The organism is Methanobrevibacter sp. TLL-48-HuF1 (genome assembly GCF_023617305.1).
Lineage (GTDB): Archaea > Methanobacteriota > Methanobacteria > Methanobacteriales > Methanobacteriaceae > Methanocatella > Methanocatella intestini.
In genome coordinates this window covers 589106-606005 of sequence record NZ_CP081485.1, presented here as the reverse complement: position 1 = coordinate 606005, position 16900 = coordinate 589106, and the positions used below count along the sequence as shown (strand labels likewise).

General features: G+C 31.1%; 18 protein-coding genes. 8 read left to right on the top strand and 10 right to left on the bottom strand.

Features of this window, described 5'->3' with window-relative positions; translation table 11 throughout:
* Nucleotides 1–10: 10 nt before the first annotated feature.
* Genes nadA through rnz form a run of 3 tightly spaced genes read right to left on the bottom strand, consistent with a single transcriptional unit; the run spans nt 11 to nt 2581 of the window.
* A complete protein-coding gene (nadA, locus tag K4897_RS02990) occupies nt 11–928 on the bottom strand; it encodes a quinolinate synthase NadA (protein ID WP_019264371.1) in 918 nt (305 codons plus the stop codon).
* A gap of 5 nt (nt 929–933) precedes the next feature.
* Nucleotides 934–1677, bottom strand: a complete 744-nt coding sequence (locus tag K4897_RS02985; RefSeq protein WP_019267673.1) for a mechanosensitive ion channel family protein — start codon at nt 1675–1677, stop codon at nt 934–936.
* Between the two features lies 1 nt (nt 1678).
* Nucleotides 1679–2581 (bottom strand): ribonuclease Z, encoded by a 903-nt coding sequence (gene rnz, locus K4897_RS02980; RefSeq protein WP_250416611.1) that lies wholly within the window; start codon nt 2579–2581, stop codon nt 1679–1681.
* A 67-nt stretch (nt 2582–2648) separates the two neighbouring features.
* Here rnz and nadC point away from each other — a divergent pair, with 67 nt between their 5' ends.
* From nadC to carB, 4 genes are all read left to right on the top strand, one after another.
* Nucleotides 2649–3479 carry a carboxylating nicotinate-nucleotide diphosphorylase gene (gene nadC, locus K4897_RS02975; protein ID WP_250416608.1) on the top strand — a complete coding sequence of 277 codons (831 nt, stop codon included), beginning with the start codon at nt 2649–2651 and terminating at the stop codon, nt 3477–3479.
* A gap of 4 nt (nt 3480–3483) precedes the next feature.
* Nucleotides 3484–4146, top strand: coding sequence for a class I SAM-dependent methyltransferase (locus K4897_RS02970; protein ID WP_250416605.1), 663 nt, complete (start codon nt 3484–3486; stop codon nt 4144–4146).
* Between the two features lie 72 nt (nt 4147–4218).
* A complete protein-coding gene (gene carA, locus K4897_RS02965; protein ID WP_250416603.1) occupies nt 4219–5301 on the top strand; it encodes a glutamine-hydrolyzing carbamoyl-phosphate synthase small subunit in 1083 nt (360 codons plus the stop codon).
* 39 nt (nt 5302–5340) lie between these two features.
* Complete coding sequence (gene carB / locus K4897_RS02960) at nt 5341–8517, top strand: carbamoyl-phosphate synthase large subunit (protein ID WP_250416600.1); 3177 nt, start codon at nt 5341–5343, stop codon at nt 8515–8517.
* 2 nt (nt 8518–8519) lie between these two features.
* Here carB and K4897_RS02955 read toward each other — a convergent pair whose 3' ends face one another.
* Nucleotides 8520–9236 carry a zinc ribbon domain-containing protein gene (locus K4897_RS02955; RefSeq protein ID WP_019267668.1) on the bottom strand — a complete coding sequence of 239 codons (717 nt, stop codon included), beginning with the start codon at nt 9234–9236 and terminating at the stop codon, nt 8520–8522.
* An 84-nt stretch (nt 9237–9320) separates the two neighbouring features.
* Here K4897_RS02955 and K4897_RS02950 point away from each other — a divergent pair, with 84 nt between their 5' ends.
* Genes K4897_RS02950 through K4897_RS02935 form a run of 4 tightly spaced genes read left to right on the top strand, consistent with a single transcriptional unit; the run spans nt 9321 to nt 12314 of the window.
* A complete protein-coding gene (locus K4897_RS02950) occupies nt 9321–10478 on the top strand; it encodes an amidohydrolase family protein (RefSeq protein WP_250416598.1) in 1158 nt (385 codons plus the stop codon).
* Between the two features lie 39 nt (nt 10479–10517).
* The gene (locus K4897_RS02945; protein WP_250416595.1) at nt 10518–10943 is read left to right on the top strand and encodes a universal stress protein; all 426 of its coding nucleotides are present in this window, start codon (nt 10518–10520) and stop codon (nt 10941–10943) included.
* Nucleotides 10944–10998: 55 nt separating this feature from the next.
* A complete protein-coding gene (locus K4897_RS02940) occupies nt 10999–11838 on the top strand; it encodes a CBS domain-containing protein (RefSeq protein WP_250416594.1) in 840 nt (279 codons plus the stop codon).
* Between the two features lie 11 nt (nt 11839–11849).
* Nucleotides 11850–12314, top strand: a complete 465-nt coding sequence (locus tag K4897_RS02935; RefSeq protein WP_250416590.1) for a hypothetical protein — start codon at nt 11850–11852, stop codon at nt 12312–12314.
* 3 nt (nt 12315–12317) lie between these two features.
* Here K4897_RS02935 and larE read toward each other — a convergent pair whose 3' ends face one another.
* From larE to K4897_RS02905, 6 genes are read right to left on the bottom strand one after another with little or no spacing between them, the layout of a single operon-like run.
* The gene (larE, locus tag K4897_RS02930; protein ID WP_250416587.1) at nt 12318–13328 is read right to left on the bottom strand and encodes an ATP-dependent sacrificial sulfur transferase LarE; all 1011 of its coding nucleotides are present in this window, start codon (nt 13326–13328) and stop codon (nt 12318–12320) included.
* Nucleotides 13325–13978: a TfuA-related McrA-glycine thioamidation protein gene (locus K4897_RS02925; RefSeq protein WP_250416585.1), complete on the bottom strand. Its 654-nt coding sequence runs from the start codon at nt 13976–13978 to the stop codon at nt 13325–13327. The genes larE and K4897_RS02925 overlap by 4 nt, the downstream gene beginning before the upstream one ends.
* Before the next feature lie 6 nt (nt 13979–13984).
* A complete protein-coding gene (locus K4897_RS02920) occupies nt 13985–15184 on the bottom strand; it encodes a YcaO-related McrA-glycine thioamidation protein (RefSeq protein ID WP_250416582.1) in 1200 nt (399 codons plus the stop codon).
* A 6-nt stretch (nt 15185–15190) separates the two neighbouring features.
* On the bottom strand, nt 15191–15829 hold the full coding sequence (locus K4897_RS02915) for a site-2 protease family protein (RefSeq protein WP_019266350.1): 639 nt from the start codon (nt 15827–15829) through the stop codon (nt 15191–15193).
* Nucleotides 15830–15881: 52 nt separating this feature from the next.
* On the bottom strand, nt 15882–16109 hold the full coding sequence (locus K4897_RS02910; RefSeq protein ID WP_011953916.1) for a hypothetical protein: 228 nt from the start codon (nt 16107–16109) through the stop codon (nt 15882–15884).
* 17 nt (nt 16110–16126) lie between these two features.
* Nucleotides 16127–16885 (bottom strand): hypothetical protein, encoded by a 759-nt coding sequence (locus K4897_RS02905; protein WP_250416577.1) that lies wholly within the window; start codon nt 16883–16885, stop codon nt 16127–16129.
* Nucleotides 16886–16900: the final 15 nt, after the last annotated feature.

Below are 16900 nucleotides of genomic sequence, written 5' to 3'. Positions count from 1 at the left end.
ATTATTCTAGCTATTTTGATACTTCCAGCATATGTTTTGTAGCTTTTAAGGATTTTTCAGCTATTTCTTTTGGAACAGTTACTTGTGGTTCTTCGTTTTTAAGTGCATCTCTTACTTTTTCTAAAGTATGTAATTTCATAGTGCTGCAAATAGCTCCTTCAAGTAAAGGATATAATTTTTTACCTGAAATTTCACTTTCAAGTCTTGTAATCATGTCAACTTCAGTACCAATTACAAATTCATCTTTATCACTTTGAGCAATATATTTTAACATGCCTCCAGTTGAGAGGACTTTGTCACATGCTTCCTGAACATCAATATTACATTCTGGATGACAAATTATTTCTGCATTTGGATGTTGTTTTCTTTTTAATTCAACGTCTTCAACATGGAATAATTTGTGAACATAGCAGTGTCCGCCTTTTGGAACAGGTATAATTTCTTTAGAAGTTTGTTTAGCTACATTACTGCCTAAATTATTATCTGGTCCGAAGAGTATTTCATCTTGAGGTAAACTTTCAGTAACTTTTAGTGCATTAGCTGAAGTACATAAAGTATCTGCATGTTGTTTAGCTTCAGCAATACTGTTCACATAAAGAATTACTCCTGCATCAGGGTGTTCTTCTTTTGCTTTCAATAATTCGTCTTCCGGTAACATATGTGCCATAGGACATTCTGCTTCTAAATCCGGAATTACAATTTTTTTATCTGGATTTAAGATATAAGCAGTTTCAGCCATAAAATCCACTCCACAGAAAATAACCAAATCTTTATCTTCTATTTCAGCAGCTTTCATACATAATTCTAATGAATCTCCAAGGAAATCAGCTATTTCTTGAATTTCTTTAGGCTGATAATTATGTGCAAGGATTATTGCATTTTTTTCATCTTTTAATTGTTTAATTTCATCTTGTAAAGACCCACTCATTATTTTCACCTATTGTTAACATACTTTCTAATTTCGTTAGTAATAATTGATTTATATTTTTCTTTTTTATTAAAGTCTTTTATCCAAAATGATATTTTTAGTGTGCTTTCTTCAAAATTTATGCCTTTTGAAAAAACTTGAGCTTTTGGATTTTTTAGAATACCTTTTTGTCTGTTTATAAAATCTAAAATATATGTTTCAAATTCTTTAATATCTATATTCAAACCTATCCCAATAGTTAAATCTACTCTGTGCCTTTCTTTTTTATTGTATTGTAAATAAGTGTTGTTGGTTAATATGGAATTTGGAATATTGCTTAACACACCATTGTCATCCCTAATAGTTGTTGATCTGAGGCTTATTGTTTCTACAGTTCCTTTCATTTCTTTGATTTCAAGAGTATCTCCAACTTTAACGCTTCTGCCCATTATCAGCAAAATTCCTGAAAAGAAATTGGATATAAGATCTTTAGCTGCAAAACTTACTGCAATACCTACGATTCCTAAACTTAACAAGGTTCCTGCCAGATTTATATCAAATATTTGCAATATAGACATTAATGCTATAAAATAAATTATATAATTTATAATGTCTCTAATAAGATAAATCAGAGTAATGTCTTTTTTAAATCTTTTTATTTTATTCATTAAATAAGCTACAAGCCTTACAATAATACTTGTAGCAACTATAATCGTTAAAATGAAGATTAATTTTGAAATAGGATCTTCTAACATATCTATAATATTCATATTATGCACTTAAAATTTCTATTGTCATTAAATCGTCTGCAACTTCAACATTTTCAAAAACTTGTTTAGCTTCTTTTAATAAATCCTCAGTATCAGTATATCGTGTACTGATGTGAGTTAATATTAATTGTTTACTGTTGGAGCATTTAGCTATTGTAGCTGCATCCTGTGATGTTGAATGGAAATTTTCTCTAGCTTTGTCTTCATCTTCAAGTGTGTATGTTGACTCATGGATTAGCAAAGTGCTGTTTTTTGCAAATTCAATCATTTCATCACATGGTCGGGTATCTCCTGAATATGTGATTTTTATTCCTTTTCTGGCAGCTCCAAGAACTTGTTCGGGTTTTATGATTTTCCCGTTTACTTCAATTTCTTCACCATTATGCAGTTTTCCAAAAAGAGGACCTACTGGAACGCCAAGTTCAATGGCTTTTTCTCTTAAAAACCTTGGTTTTTTCTTTTCTTCTATTGAATATGCAAGATTAATTACATTATGCTTAACTTCTTGGGATTTAATTATATATTCAGCAGTTTCAACGATTGTTCCACTATTAATTTCTATAAATTCAACTGGAAAATCAAATTTACAGTAACCTAAAGAATAAATTGCATTTTCAACTTGTTTAATGCCTTTTGGCCCATATATTTTTAATGGCTTTTCTCTTCCTCTAAAATTCAAAGATTGTAATAACCCTGGAAGTCCCAATATATGATCTCCATGATAATGACTAATAAAAATCTTGGATATTTTCATTGGACTTATTTTTGCATATATTAACTGTCTTTGGGTAGATTCTCCACAATCAAACAACATAACTTCACCAAATGCTTTTAAAATTATCCCTGGATGATTTCTAGTATATGAATGAACTGCTGAAGAGGTTCCTAAAAATGTAATTTCCATTTAATCACTTATTATATATTATAATAGAAATATATATCAACATATAATTTAAAATTTTGGTGATTTTTTGGATAAAATAATTGAGTACATGCTTGAAGAGGATGAAGGTTTTGGGGATATTACGTCTGAAGCAGTAGTTAATGAAGATAAAATTGTAAATGCCCATATTATTTCTAAAGATAAAGGTATTTTAGCAGGTATTGACATCATCAAAGAAATGTTTGAGTCTAAAAATGTCCAAGTAATTTTTAATTTAAAAGACGGAAATAAAATAGCTGAAAATGATTTGCTGATGAGTTTAAAAGGTGATGCAAGGACAATATTATTGCTTGAGCGCTCTGCACTAAATCTGATTATGAGAATGAGCGGTGTAGCTAGTGCTGCTGATTATCATGTTAATCTGGTAAAAGATTATGATGTAATAATTGCAGGAACCCGTAAAACATTGCCTGCTATTGGAAAATTTGACAAACAGGCATTGAAAATCGGTGGTGCTGATACACATAGATTTTCCCTTGATGATATGGTTTTAATTAAGGACAATCATATAGCCAGTGTTGGAACTCCTTTGGAAACACTTTTAAAAGCTAAAGAAAATGTCAGTTTTTCTAAAAAAATTGAAATAGAAGTTGAATCTCTAAAGGATGCTATTGACTGTGTTGAAAATAAAGCAGACATTGTAATGTTGGATAATATGTCTCCTGAAAAAGTTGAAGAGGTTTTAAACGAGTTAATTAAATTAAATATTCGTGATAATTCTTTAATTGAAGTTTCTGGAGGAATCACTGCTGAAAATATTGTGGATTATGCTAAATTAGGTATTGATATAATTTCTCTTGGAGCTTTAACTCATTCAAGCAGAAGCTTAAACTTTTCTTTAAGAATACTTGGTGATTAAAAACATGTCTGTTGTAAATAAATTCAACCAAAAAGCTAAAGAATATGATAGTGAAAGGAGAGCTTTAATACCATGTTTCGATGATTTCTATGGAGTAGCTATTGATTGTATTGATTTTGAAAAAGATAATCCGAAAGTTTTAGATTTAGGTGCAGGAACAGGTATTTTGTCCCAATTTTTACTTGAAAAATATCCCAATGCAGAAATTGTTCTTATTGATTTGGCTGAGGAAATGCTGAAAGAAGCTGAAAAAAGATTTGAGGGCAATGACAATATTTCATTTATATGTGATAATTATCTGACTCATGAATTTGACACGAAATTTGATATAGTTATATCTTCTCTTTCTATTCATCATTTAACTGGAGAAGAAAAGAAATTTTTAATTGAAAAGTATGCTGATTTATTAAATGATGGCGGAAACTTTGTCAATGCAGATCAGGTTTTAAATCCTAATAAGGGTGTTGAAGATTATTTTAAATTAAAACTTGATGAACATACTGGTGAAATTAGTGAGAAAGCTTATGAAGAAGCTAAAATTAGAAGAACTTATGATAAACCAAGTTCTGTGGATTTTCAAGTGGAATGTTTGAAAAATGCAGGATTTAATTATATTGGAATTCCGTATAAATATTATGTTTTTGCAGTATTTTGGGCTAAAAAATGATAAATTTAATAATATATAAAAATCATAATTATTAAAGATAGATGATTATTATTTTTTTACAATGGTGATTTAATGGTAAAAATGGCTAAATTAGCTTTGGAAGATGGTACAGTTTTAAAAGGTGATGGTTTCGGTTATGAAACTACTAAGGTAGGGGAACTTGTTTTTTCAACTGGTATGGTTGGTTATACTGAATCTTTAACTGATCCTTCTTTTAAAGGAGAAATATTAATGTCTACTTATCCTTTAGAGGGAAATTATGGGGTAAGTGAAGAATGGTATCAGTCAGATAAAATTCAAGCTGAAGGTTTTGTTGTAAGGGAAGTTTGCAGAGAAGTTTCTAATTTTTCACCACAGAAAACTTTAGATGATTTTTTAAATGAATTTGAAACTCCGGGAATTAGCGGAATCGACACACGTGATTTGACTCTTAAAATTCGTGAGGAAGGTTCAATGAAAGCAGCTATTTCAACTGAAGATATTCCTGATGACGAATTGATAGAACTTGCACGTGTTCAGCCAAGTATTATTGATATAGATGTGGTGCCGCAGGTATCCACTAAAGAAATTAAAGTTTTTGATGAAGATGCCAACAAAAAAGTAGCTTTAATTGACTGCGGTGTTAAGAAGAATATTATAAACAACTTTTTGGAACGTGGAATCGGAGTTGTTTTGTTCCCATATGATACTGATTATAAAACTATTTTGGATTACTCTCCTGACGGTCTGATGATTACTTCTGGACCTGGAAATCCGGATAGAGTATATGAAACTATCAGTACAGTTCAAAAATTATCTGAAAGATTGCCTATTTTTGGAATTTGTATGGGTCAGCAGTTAGTAGCTAAATCTTTTGGAGCTAAGTCTTACAAAATGAAATTTGGACACAGAGGGGCAAATCAGCCAGTAAAAGATTTGCAAACCGGCAAAGTGTATATCACTTCTCAAAATCACGGATTTACTATTGATAAAGAGTCTATTAATGAGACTGACTTAGTTTTAACTCAAGTAAATCTAAATGATGGAACTCCTGAAGGTTTTTCACATAAGGAATTGCCTGTTCACTGTATTCAGTACCATCCTGAAGCAGGACCGGGTCCAAATGATACAAGATATGTTTTTGATAAATTTAGTCAGATGATGGATGAATATTAAGATTACCATTTTATAATAAAAATTAATGAGGATTACAAAATGCCTATTGATAAGGATATTAAAAAAGTATTAATAATCGGTTCTGGACCTATTCAAATTGGTCAAGCAGCGGAATTTGATTATTCTGGTTCACAAGCATGTAAATCACTAAGAGAAGAGGGAATTGAAACCGTCCTTGTTAACAGTAATCCTGCTACTATTCAAACTGATATGGATATGGCAGATACTGTTTATACCGAACCATTAACTCCTGAAATTGTTTCAGAAATTATTAAAAAAGAAAAAGTCGATGCAATTTTACCAACTATGGGTGGACAAACAGGATTAAATATTGCTACAGGACTTGGAGATTTAGGTTTACTTGAAGGAATTAAAGTTTTAGGTTCTGATATTCAGACAATCAAGGATGTAGAAGATCGTGATTTGTTTGGTCATTTTATGGATAAACTCAATGAACCTATTCCAAAATGCCATGCTGTAGAAAGTGTTGAAGAAGCTATAGAAGCAGTAAAAGACATTGGTTATCCAGTAATTGTAAGGCCTGCATTTACACTTGGAGGAACCGGTGGTGGAGTAGCTTACAATGAAGAAGAATTAATTGAAATAGCTACTCACGGACTGGATATGAGTTTCATCAATCAGGTTCTTATTGACGAATCTGTTTTAGGCTGGAAAGAATTTGAATATGAAGTAATGAGAGATAAAGAAGACACATGCATCATTGTATGTAACATGGAAAACATAGACCCTATGGGAATTCATACTGGTGAAAGTGTTGTTGTAGCTCCTGCTCAAAATTTAAATGATAGGGATTCACAGGCATTAAGGGATGCTTCCATTAAAATTATCAGAGCTTTAGGTATTCAGGGCGGATGTAATATTCAATTTGCAGTTAATCCGGAAACCGGAGAATACAAGGTAATTGAAGTAAATCCGAGGGTAAGTAGAAGTAGTGCACTTGCATCTAAAGCAACAGGTTATCCAATAGCTAAAATTTCTTCTAAAATAGCTTTGGGAATGACTTTAGATGAAATCAAAAATGATATTACTAAAGAAACCCCTGCTTCCTTTGAACCGGCTATTGATTATGTAGTTGTAAAAATCCCAAGATGGCCATTTGATAAATTCAGAGGAATCAACCGTGAAATTGGTGTTCAAATGAAAGCTACCGGTGAAGTAATGGCAATCGGTAGAACATTTGAAGAAGCAATCCAAAAAGCTATCCGATCACTTGATATGGGTCATGACGGGTTTGAATATGTTGAATACACTGAAGATAATCTGGCTAATCCTACTGATGAGCGATTATTCCAGTTATATTCAGCTATTAAAGATGGAATGGATTTGGATAAGATTCAAAAATTAACCAACATCGACAAATTCTTCTTATACAAAATCAGAAACATTGTTAATTTTGAAAATGAAGTTACAGAAGAAAAATTAAATGATACAGACTTCCTGAGAAAAGCTAAACAGATGGGATGTTCCAATAAACGATTGGCTATTTTATCCGGTCAGACTGAAGAATATATTAGAAACCTGCTTAACAGATTCAATATAAAACAGTCCTATAAAATGGTTGATACATGTGCTGCTGAATTTGAAGCTAAAACTCCATATTATTACAGTACATATGATTCAGGTAACGAACTCAAATCATCCAATAAAAAGAAAATCGTTATTTTAGGTGCAGGGCCTATTAGGATAGGTCAGGGTATTGAATTTGATTACTGCTGTGTACATTCTTCACTTGCTCTAAAAGAGGAAGGAATTGAAACTATTTTAATTAACAACAACCCTGAAACTGTAAGTACTGATTATGATATTTCTGATAAACTCTTCTTTGAACCAATTACTTTTGAAGATGTAATGGGAATTATAGATCAGGAAAAACCTGACGGAGTTATTGTTCAGTTTGGTGGTCAGACTTCTATTAATTTAGCAGTGCCATTAGCTAATGCAGGTGTTAAAATATTGGGAACACCATATGAAAGTATTGATGGTGTTGAAGACAGAGAATTGTTTGCACAACTCTTAAATAAATTACATATTCATCAGGCACCATATGGAACAGCCAATTCTTTCGAAGAAGCAAAAGAAATTGCAGAAAGGATTACATTCCCTGTTTTAGTACGTCCGTCATATGTTATTGGTGGAAGGGCTATGGAAATTGTTTATGACAATAATGAGCTTGAGGAATATATGAAGGAAGCTGTAAAAGTTTCACCGGAACATCCTATTTTAGTGGACAAATTTTTAGAAGATGCTATTGAGTTAGATGTAGATGTATTATGTGACGGTGAAGAAGTATTTATAGCTGGAATTATGGAACATATTGAAGAGGCCGGTGTTCACTCTGGAGATTCTGCTTGTGTAATTCCACCTCAAACTATTCCTGAACACATTCTTAACACTATTCGTGAATACAGTACTAAGTTAGCTTTAGAATTGGATGTTAAAGGTTTAATGAATATTCAGTATGCAGTTAAGCTTGATGAAGAAATGGTTTATATTATTGAAGCTAATCCTCGTGCAAGTAGAACAGTTCCATTTGTAAGTAAAGCTATTGGAGTGCCATTGGCTAAAGTAGCTACTTGGATTATGACTGGAGCTAAATTAAAAGACTTTAATTTAACTAAAGAAATAAAAATTGACCATGTTGCTGTAAAAGAATCTGTTTTCCCATTCTTAAAACTTCCTGAATCCGATACTGTACTTGGACCTGAAATGAAATCTACCGGTGAAAGTATTGGTATAGATGAAAACTTTGGAATGGCATTTTACAAATCCCAGCTTGCTGCAGGTATGGATTTACCGAAAGAAGGTAAAATTTTCATTAGTGTAAAAGAACAGGACAAAAAGAAAATACGCCCAATTGCTGAAAAAGCAGCTAATTTAGGTTTTGAACTTGTAGCAACTAATGGAACTGCTGATGCTGCAAAAGGTGTTGATATTGAAAAAATTAAAAAAGTATCTCAGGGATCTCCAAACATCAGGGATGCAATTTTAAACAAAGAAATTAATTTAATCATTAATACTTCAGAAGGTAAACAGTCAGCTAAAGACGGATATATAATTAGGCGTTTAGCTATTGAACTTGGTATACCTTATGTTACAACATTGTCAGGAGCTAGGGCTGCTTTAAATGCTATTGAAGCTGTTCAAAATAATGAAATTAATGTAAAATCTTTAAATGAACATATTGATGGGGAATAAGATTAATTATTATATAAATAATCTTTAATGTCTATTCCACAATATGGACATTCTTTTTCTTTATTTTTTAATTTACGCCTACATTTGGGACAGTAATTTAATTTAACAGGATATTCTTTATTCAAATCTAATTTTTTATTAATATCTATTCTTAATGTGATCTTTGTTTTTAAAGCATTCATATCCCAGTTATTATCCATCAGCTTTTTTTTATAGTAGTAAGCTTCAGTCATACTTTTATAGTATCCAAAAACAGTTTTTCCTTTCTGTACAAAAAATTCCCGTTTTTTATGGTCAAAATGAATTTTACCTTCTCTTTCCTCTTTATTTATTTTGCTTCCTTTTATCCTGCCTTTTGGTCTTTTTTCAGGAAATGGAGGTAATTTCATATTTTCGTATTTATTTTCCAAATCTGATTCAACAAGCAAATCATAATCAAAATTACAGTAAAAAAGAGCATCTCTTTCATATAAAGCATCAGATAACTTTTTAAACTCACCATAGTCTTTGTTATTATATTTTATTCTATATACATTTCCAGATTTTATAATATTTCTGTAAAAATATCTTATTTCTTGTGAGTTAATAGTAATCATTCCTATTATGCTTAAAGAAAGGCATAAAGGCCATATTTTGGGAGGTATAAAAAGTGTTCTAATTTCTTTTTTGAAGTTAATTGAGGTTGTATTTATATTAATTAAAATATAGCCCTTTGCCAAAGTAATATATCTTATTGTATTTTTATAAAAGTTTCCATTCAATAAGTAATGTATATATAAAACAAATTAGAAAACTTTTTTTTAATGTTGACAATTAAAGATGGAATTGTATTAAAAGGACAAGATTTGACTCCAGTTCGTGAAAATATTGTTATTGATGATGGTAAAATCATAGAAATTGCTAAAGATGTCCGTGAAGGTAAAATTATAGATGCTGCAGATTCAATTATTTGTCCGACTTTCTTAAATGGCCATACTCATATTGGAGATTCCATAATTAAAGATGAAGGTTATGGATTGTCATTGGGAGAAATGGTTAAACCTCCAGAGGGTGTTAAACATAAGGCATTAGCTAATGCTGAAGATGGGGAAATAATTGAAGCTATGAAAAAGTCAATGAGGGATATGTTTGAATCAGGAACGACTCATTTCATTGATTACAGAGAAGGAGGAATTAAAGGTGTTGAGCTTTTAAGAAAGGCTTCTGAAGATTTGCCTGTAACTCCAATTATCCTTGGACGTGATGATAGTTTCTATGGTGATGATCCTGATTTGAGAAAGGTTAAAATAGCTATTCGTAAACTTTTAAAATTAGCTGATGGAATTGCATTAAGTGGATTTGGCGAAATTAGTGATGAAGTAGCTAGTTTGATAGTATCCAGATGCAGAAAAGCAGGTAAAATATCTTCAATCCATGTAGCTGAATCCATGCATCTTCAGGATGATTCTTTAAGAGATTTCAATAAAACAGAAATCCAACGGGGAGTAGATGCCGGTTTTAATCAGTTGGTTCATTGTACAAATCCGAGAAATAATGATTTGGAATTAATTAAAAATTCAAATGTTGTAGTCTGTCCAAGAGCTAATGCCACTTTGAACGTTGGTGTGGTTCCTTTAAATGAAATATTTTCTAAAGGAATTAAACCTCTGTTAGGTAGTGACAATCTGATGTTGAATTCACCAAATTTGCTTAGGGAACTGGAATTTAGCTTGAAAATAATGTCTGTTTATTACAGGAATTACTTGAATCCTAAGGATTTATTGAAAACGGCAACAACTAACATCTGCAATTTTGAGATTAATCGATATATTGAAAAGCCGATTATTGATGTTAATCAAGATGCAAATTTATTTATTTCTAAAAAATATTCAAAAAATCCTTATTTGAATATTATAAATCGTTGTGAAACGAAAAATATATTATATATTATGAACAGAAATATTCATATTAAAAATGTTTGATATAAAACATAAAGTCAAATTACTTTGGGAGATGGAAACATGTACAAAAAAATATTAGTCCCAACTGATGGGTCAGAATTTGCTCAAAAAGCTGAAAAACATGCATTATTTTTAGCTAAAACTACTGGTGCTGATATTTATGCACTTAGTGTTACTGAAAATAATTTTGTTAATGGGCTTCCATTAGATGATGAAGTATATCAATTAAACCAATTACTTAGGCAACGTTCTGAAGATAATATAAAAGAATTTGAAGAAATGGATGAAACTTCTGGCATAACATTCCATGGAATTATTAAGGAAGGTTCACCAGCTAAAACTATCTTGGAAGTAGCTAAAGAAGAGGACATTGATTTAATTGTTATTGGTAGTTCTGGTAAATCCGGATTTGACAGATTTATAATGGGTAGTGTTGCTGAAAAAGTAGTTAATGCTGCTAAATGTGCAGTATTGGTTATCCACTAATTTTTCAACATTTCCTTTTTTATATTTTTAATAAACTATTTTAAGGTGTTTAATCATGTTAGTAAAAAGAGCCATGTCTAAAAATGTTGTTAGTGTTTCAGTTCCTGGAAACCGTGAGAAAGTTTTAGACTTAATGAGGAAAGAAGATAAAGCGGTTCTTCCTGTTGTTAAAGGTGACACTAAACAATTAGTAGGCTTAATAACTCGTTCAGACTTAATTGTTAATCCTGATGAAGAACAAATAGCTATTTTAATGAGTACTGATTTAGTTACTGCAAGTCCTGATGATGATGTTGCGGATGTAGCTAAAAAAATGATTGATAATAATGTTAGAAGAGTTCCTGTTGTTGATGATAATGGTAATTTGGTAGGTATTATCACTTCATTTGATTTAGTAGCTAATGCATTAATTAAACTTGAAAGTGACGATCCTGTTGAGAATTTTATGATTACTACAGTTCCAACAACCTGGTATAAAACTCCATTAAATGTTGCATTTGAAACCATGAAACAATTTGGTCTTAAATCTGTTTTAGCTTTAAATGATTCTGCTAAATTGGTAGGTATTTTAACTGAAACTGATTTTATTGAAGAATCAGAAATTATTTCAGAACGTAGTGAACACAGCTCTACAGTGGGAACTGAAGGAGATAAATGGTCTTGGGACAGTACTTCTGTTTTATATATTGAAAAAAATTGTTTAAAATTCACTGACAAACTTGTTGAAGATGTCGGTACACATAAAGTGGAAGTAGTTAATTCCAAAACTAAAGCATCTGATTGTGCTAAAAAAATGAAAACATTAAATATTGAACAAATTCCAGTTATTGGTGTAGAAGGAGATTTAATTGGTCTTGTAAGAGCTAGTGATTTAATTAAAGCTTTAGTGGATTAAGTGTGGTGTATATGGCTCTTAATCCAGTTTTAGTAATAAAAATTGTAGATGGGAATTCTGTTGGTGTTAGAGCAAGACTTAAAGATGATTATATTGAACATGAAATTGTCTTAAATTCAGTACTTGCTTATTATTGGGCTAATGATTTCCCGCCTGTTGTAAAATTTTTAGAACTTTTTGAATCTGTTATAAAAAGAACTATTAATGAGCTAATGCCTCATAAAAACTTAAATTTAAAATATGAAGTTAAAGCAGATGCAAAACTTGAAGATGCATCTGAAATAGAGATTAATTTAATTGAAGTTGAAGCTGATGGTGTTGGCTTTAAAATTGACGGAAAACAATTAGTTCTTCAGGGCTTTAGAAACACTGATAATCCTGAAGAAAAAACTTACACATTCGCTGAAAGTTTTGATAAAAATATAGAAACGCCTGATATTGTTTTAAAAAAATATGAAGAAATGAAAAACAAATAAGTTTTATACATTTCTTCTTATATCTGGCAATAATTCCATAAACTTATTTAAACATTCTTCTTCTGACTGGAAGTTATTACCTTTAATTAATCCGTTTTCATAGATTATCTGATTTTTGACAGCTATTTTTTTAGAATCGCTTGAAATTACTTTATCTTTTAGCTGATTTTTTGTATTTTCAATATTTATTGTATATGGAAGCTGGTATTCGAAACTACCTTCCGAATAGTCAACAGTAATGCTTTCATCATCATCAATTTTTGATAAATTTAAAGCTACTTTTTTAAAACCTATTGATTTTAATTTAGCGTTTATTTCTTTTAATGTATTTTCATTTGATATTTTATTTAAATTGTCAACTTCACATAGGGCAAGCCCATTATTATTTCGAACTTTGACGATTTCACACTCTGTTTTTTTATAGATGTAATCTTCACTGTCACTGATCTGTTTAATATTTTCTCTGGTCATTCTGGTGTTGGTAGGCAGTCGGGTTCCAAGACAGGTAGTTGATCTTGAAAATGGAATACTGTGTCTGTTTAAGTATTCATGAATCTCTTTAGAAGTTAATTTGGCATGAATAAAAGGACTTTCAATATTGTTTTTATATGTAATTAGTATTCCTGGCCTGTCCAAAACCAGATCGCTTATATTATTTCCGTCTAAAACAGATTCATAACCGTTTTTTTCAGCATACTTTTTAATATTCCCATACATTAAATCTCTGCATACAAAACATCTGTCTGATTTATTGGCCAGTAAATTTTCATGTTCGTAGAAATTCAAATCAATAATCTGATGTCTGATTCCAAATTCTTTAGCTGTTTTTTTACAGTGTTTGATAAAACCTGTAGGAAATATGTGATTATCAATAGTTATAGCTATTGGGTCATCACTAACTTCAGATGCAAGATATGCAAGTAATGTACTGTCTGCACCTCCGGAAAAAGCTATTGCAACTTTACGATTTTTAAGTGTGTTTTTTACTTTTTCAACTTTTTCATCCAGATTCATTCTATCACATGTGTTATATACCTTATTAAAGATTTTGCATCCTCTTTTTTAATATCCTCGCAAAAACGAATAAAGGTAACTAATTGATCCTTTGTATCATCATCTAATTTTGAACTATTTAATGTTTGTGCATAATTCCTTTTTGGATAGAATGTGGACTTGGCAATAGAAAGCAATTCGTCCTTTTCATCTTCAGTAATAATATTTTCTTTTACTGCTTTTGTAAATGTATATTCCATATTAATTAAAGGTTCGGATAATTGCTCTAAAGTTTCACTGTCAAGCATAACTGCAACATCATCATCAGAAGTTACTTTACCTGTTGCATACTGTTCATAAACATAACCGATTCCTTTCATACCTAAAGTATCCAGTTCGGAAGCTCTTAAAGCCCCCATACTGGATGCTCCAACAACAGTTATTCCTTCATCAATTGCTTTTAGGATTTCCCTATGTGCAACTGCAGAATTCTGATGAAAAACACCATCAATTATTCCAATAATGTCCGGATGTTCATTGATGGCCAGTCCGATATCTCCACGTTTGATTGGTCTTTTATAGATAACTTCAACATCGTCGTGGCTATCCAATATTTCTTTTGCTTCATCAAAGGAAAGTGATAATCCGGTATAAATTATTATTTTAACCATATAAATCTAAAATTTTAAGCAGCGGTCTCCGGCACGGGTGTTGTCTATGGAATAAAGCTCCATTGTCGGAATTACAATGCGGACCACACTTACTCCAAGTTCAGGGCGTGTTAAATCACTATACAATATTTTGTCCAGCCCATTTTTCATTAATTCATCTTTAACAATTTCAATGTCCTGATTTATGGAATTGGTGCTTTTATCTTCAATATCACTAAAAGATATTTTGTTTTCTTCGTCTTCAAAATAATAGCTGTTGATTCTTTTCATACGCTCATAACCAGCTTTACGTGCAAAATCAGCTCTTACAGTATCTTCACGAGCACCCTGAATTTGTGTTGCTCTGCTTTGTGCTACTTCAGTAAGGGCACGTAAAACAGCTATTTCGGGATTGAGATGAGTTCCAATACCTAAAGACAATAATCCAGCATCTTTTAAAACAGTATCGTCTGCAGATGAAGCTATTGTAGGAACGCCCACATCTGCAGTTAAATCCATTAGCTTAATGTTAATTCCATTTTCTTTGTATTTATTAAGAATTTGATTAATACTGTCACTGTCAATACTTTCAAGGTCGATTTGTTTTGAATTTTTATGGGTAAGTTCAAAAATACTCCATGCATCTCTTTCAATAACTTCGAAAATCCCGTGTAAAATAGCTTCTTCTAAAATATTTCCGGAAGCTAATCCATTGGTATTTCCTTTAAATAAACCCTGAACATTATTTTCAGGAACATAAGGGTGGTATATAGCATTAGATGGAATATAGTAATCTTCTCCAGAAATCAGATCTCTTGACATGCTCCATTCCAAATTCATTGTGTCAAGTAAATCTTTGCTGAAATCTTTCGGTAAATTTAGAGAAATAGGATCAATATAATTTCCGTCTATTTCATTTAAAGTTGCAATAAAAGTTTCATCACTTTCCTGCTTTTCAGCAGAGTATCTCTCAAAACCCTCCATCATAGCTGAAGCTTTAGCATGGTCGGGGGTAATTCCTTTACCTCCATATATGCTTATTCCACCATCCTGAGCAGTAGGTCTGATAGCTGAAAAAACAGGAATTCCAATTCTGTCCAAATGGGTTATTTCAGTTATACGAGTTATTCCAGCTATTTTTGTTTTGCTTTCATTGTTTTTGATTGTTTTTGAAGGAGGTATTACCCTGTGTGTCCCTTTAAAAAATGTTATTTCTTGATTTTCCATTGTCCATTATCCTATTAAAATCTTTATTATGCCTTCAACACCTACTGTCATAGAAAGATAAGTCATAATTCCTGAAATAGCAATTGTAACAATCCAGATTAATCCATTCCATCTAAGTACTTTACTGCCGTCTAAATTCCAAATAGGAATCAAGTTAAATGTAGCTAAATAGCTGTTAATAGTAAATCCAAGTGAACAGACAAGGAATATGATTTGCATTGTTTGACTGAAAAATGCCATTGGATAAACTGCAGCAGCTATTAATAGGAATATAATAGCAAGTACTATATTAACTACAGGTCCAGCTATAGATATTATACCATTGGTTCTGTCATCTAAGAAATTTGCATAAGTATAAACTGCTCCTGGAGCTGCAAATACAATTCCGCAAAAGGAACTGGCTAAAGCAATAATCAAACCAACTGGCCAGAGCTGATATTCAGACCAGTAACCAAAATGCATTGCACTGAATTTATGTCCAAGTTCATGAAGAATAAATCCTAAACCTACACCTACCATTACAATAGGTAATATAAAGTACATTGCAGAGAAATCTCTACCTGTATACAATATTGAAAAAGAAAGTGAGATAACGAAAAATGAAATTATTAAGTCCCTCACTTCATTGCTTGTAAATTTAAACATGGTTTTTACATATCTAATTTTATATATAAAAATTTTTTCAGTAAATTGCTTTTTATAGTATATAATATAGCACAATACCAAGTATGATAAAGAAGAAATTTAACCCGTACAGTGAAAGAGCACCTCTTAAGTATTTATCTTCATCAGATTTTGCGTATAAATAATATGTTATGATACATCCGGCTATTAAAACTGGAATAGTTATATAAAGACTGATATATTTTTTAATAATGAAAATAGCTATTGGAATAATAATGGCTATTGTTTGTTTTGCATTCATTTTTTAATTCTCCTTTTTTAATTAGTAATTCCTGTAAGTTCTGTAAATGGGATTGTAGTAAATTGGTGGAGTAATATGAAGAATATGATTAATGCTATTGCTAAATATATTGCTTCTCCTTTTTTGCTTCTGTTTTCAAATGGCAGATATTTGTTGATTTTGTCAGGGAATGTTAGCCATATGAAACATGCTGTTGTGGATATTAGTAATCCTGCCATGTTTATTATGGATGTTTCGTAGAGGCATTGTGTGTATCCTAAATAGCAGCAGATAGTCAGTACTGGCCAATAGTAGTTAGGTTCGTAGCCTGCATCATAAACAATTTCTCCATTTTCTTCTAAACTGGAATCATTAAATGTTTTAAATTTAAGCCCTATTCCTAAAAAAGGCAGTGCAAATATTATTGCTAATAAAATTGATTTTATAATATTTACTCCAGCACACAAACACATCATAAGCACAGATAAAGATGTGGTTGATGCTCCTAGAAGCATGAATGAGAAAATTTGGAGAGAAAATCCTCTGAAATTAGTGAAGTTGTACAATCCATATTTTTCATCTAATTCGTCACCATAATACTCCACAATCCATACTCCACATGTTCCAAATACAAAAAAAAGAAAACAGAAAAATCCTAACCATGTGATACTAGATGTAGCTATTGCTAAAAATAGGATTATTCCATAACTTTTGATTGCTCTTTTTTTAATATCTTCTTTTTTTGGAAAATACTTTCTATTGGGATCTAATTTGAATAAATTAAATATGTTTGCCATTATTTATTCCTCTAT

Bases quoted from the DNA above. Each gene is read 5' to 3' on its own strand.
- nadA (WP_019264371.1), bottom strand. From the start codon at position 928: ATGAGTGGGTCTTTACAAGATGAAATTAAACAATTAAAAGATGAAAAA.
- K4897_RS02985 (WP_019267673.1), bottom strand. From the start codon at position 1,677: ATGAATATTATAGATATGTTAGAAGATCCTATTTCAAAATTAATCTTC.
- rnz (WP_250416611.1), bottom strand. From the start codon at position 2,581: ATGGAAATTACATTTTTAGGAACCTCTTCAGCAGTTCATTCATATACT.
- K4897_RS02970 (WP_250416605.1), top strand. From the start codon at position 3,484: ATGTCTGTTGTAAATAAATTCAACCAAAAAGCTAAAGAATATGATAGT.
- carA (WP_250416603.1), top strand. From the start codon at position 4,219: ATGGTAAAAATGGCTAAATTAGCTTTGGAAGATGGTACAGTTTTAAAA.
- carB (WP_250416600.1), top strand. From the start codon at position 5,341: ATGCCTATTGATAAGGATATTAAAAAAGTATTAATAATCGGTTCTGGA.
- K4897_RS02950 (WP_250416598.1), top strand. From the start codon at position 9,321: ATGTTGACAATTAAAGATGGAATTGTATTAAAAGGACAAGATTTGACT.
- K4897_RS02945 (WP_250416595.1), top strand. From the start codon at position 10,518: ATGTACAAAAAAATATTAGTCCCAACTGATGGGTCAGAATTTGCTCAA.
- K4897_RS02940 (WP_250416594.1), top strand. From the start codon at position 10,999: ATGTTAGTAAAAAGAGCCATGTCTAAAAATGTTGTTAGTGTTTCAGTT.
- K4897_RS02935 (WP_250416590.1), top strand. From the start codon at position 11,850: ATGGCTCTTAATCCAGTTTTAGTAATAAAAATTGTAGATGGGAATTCT.
- larE (WP_250416587.1), bottom strand. From the start codon at position 13,328: ATGAATCTGGATGAAAAAGTTGAAAAAGTAAAAAACACACTTAAAAAT.
- K4897_RS02925 (WP_250416585.1), bottom strand. From the start codon at position 13,978: ATGGTTAAAATAATAATTTATACCGGATTATCACTTTCCTTTGATGAA.
- K4897_RS02920 (WP_250416582.1), bottom strand. From the start codon at position 15,184: ATGGAAAATCAAGAAATAACATTTTTTAAAGGGACACACAGGGTAATA.
- K4897_RS02915 (WP_019266350.1), bottom strand. From the start codon at position 15,829: ATGTTTAAATTTACAAGCAATGAAGTGAGGGACTTAATAATTTCATTT.
- K4897_RS02910 (WP_011953916.1), bottom strand. From the start codon at position 16,109: ATGAATGCAAAACAAACAATAGCCATTATTATTCCAATAGCTATTTTC.
- K4897_RS02905 (WP_250416577.1), bottom strand. From the start codon at position 16,885: ATGGCAAACATATTTAATTTATTCAAATTAGATCCCAATAGAAAGTAT.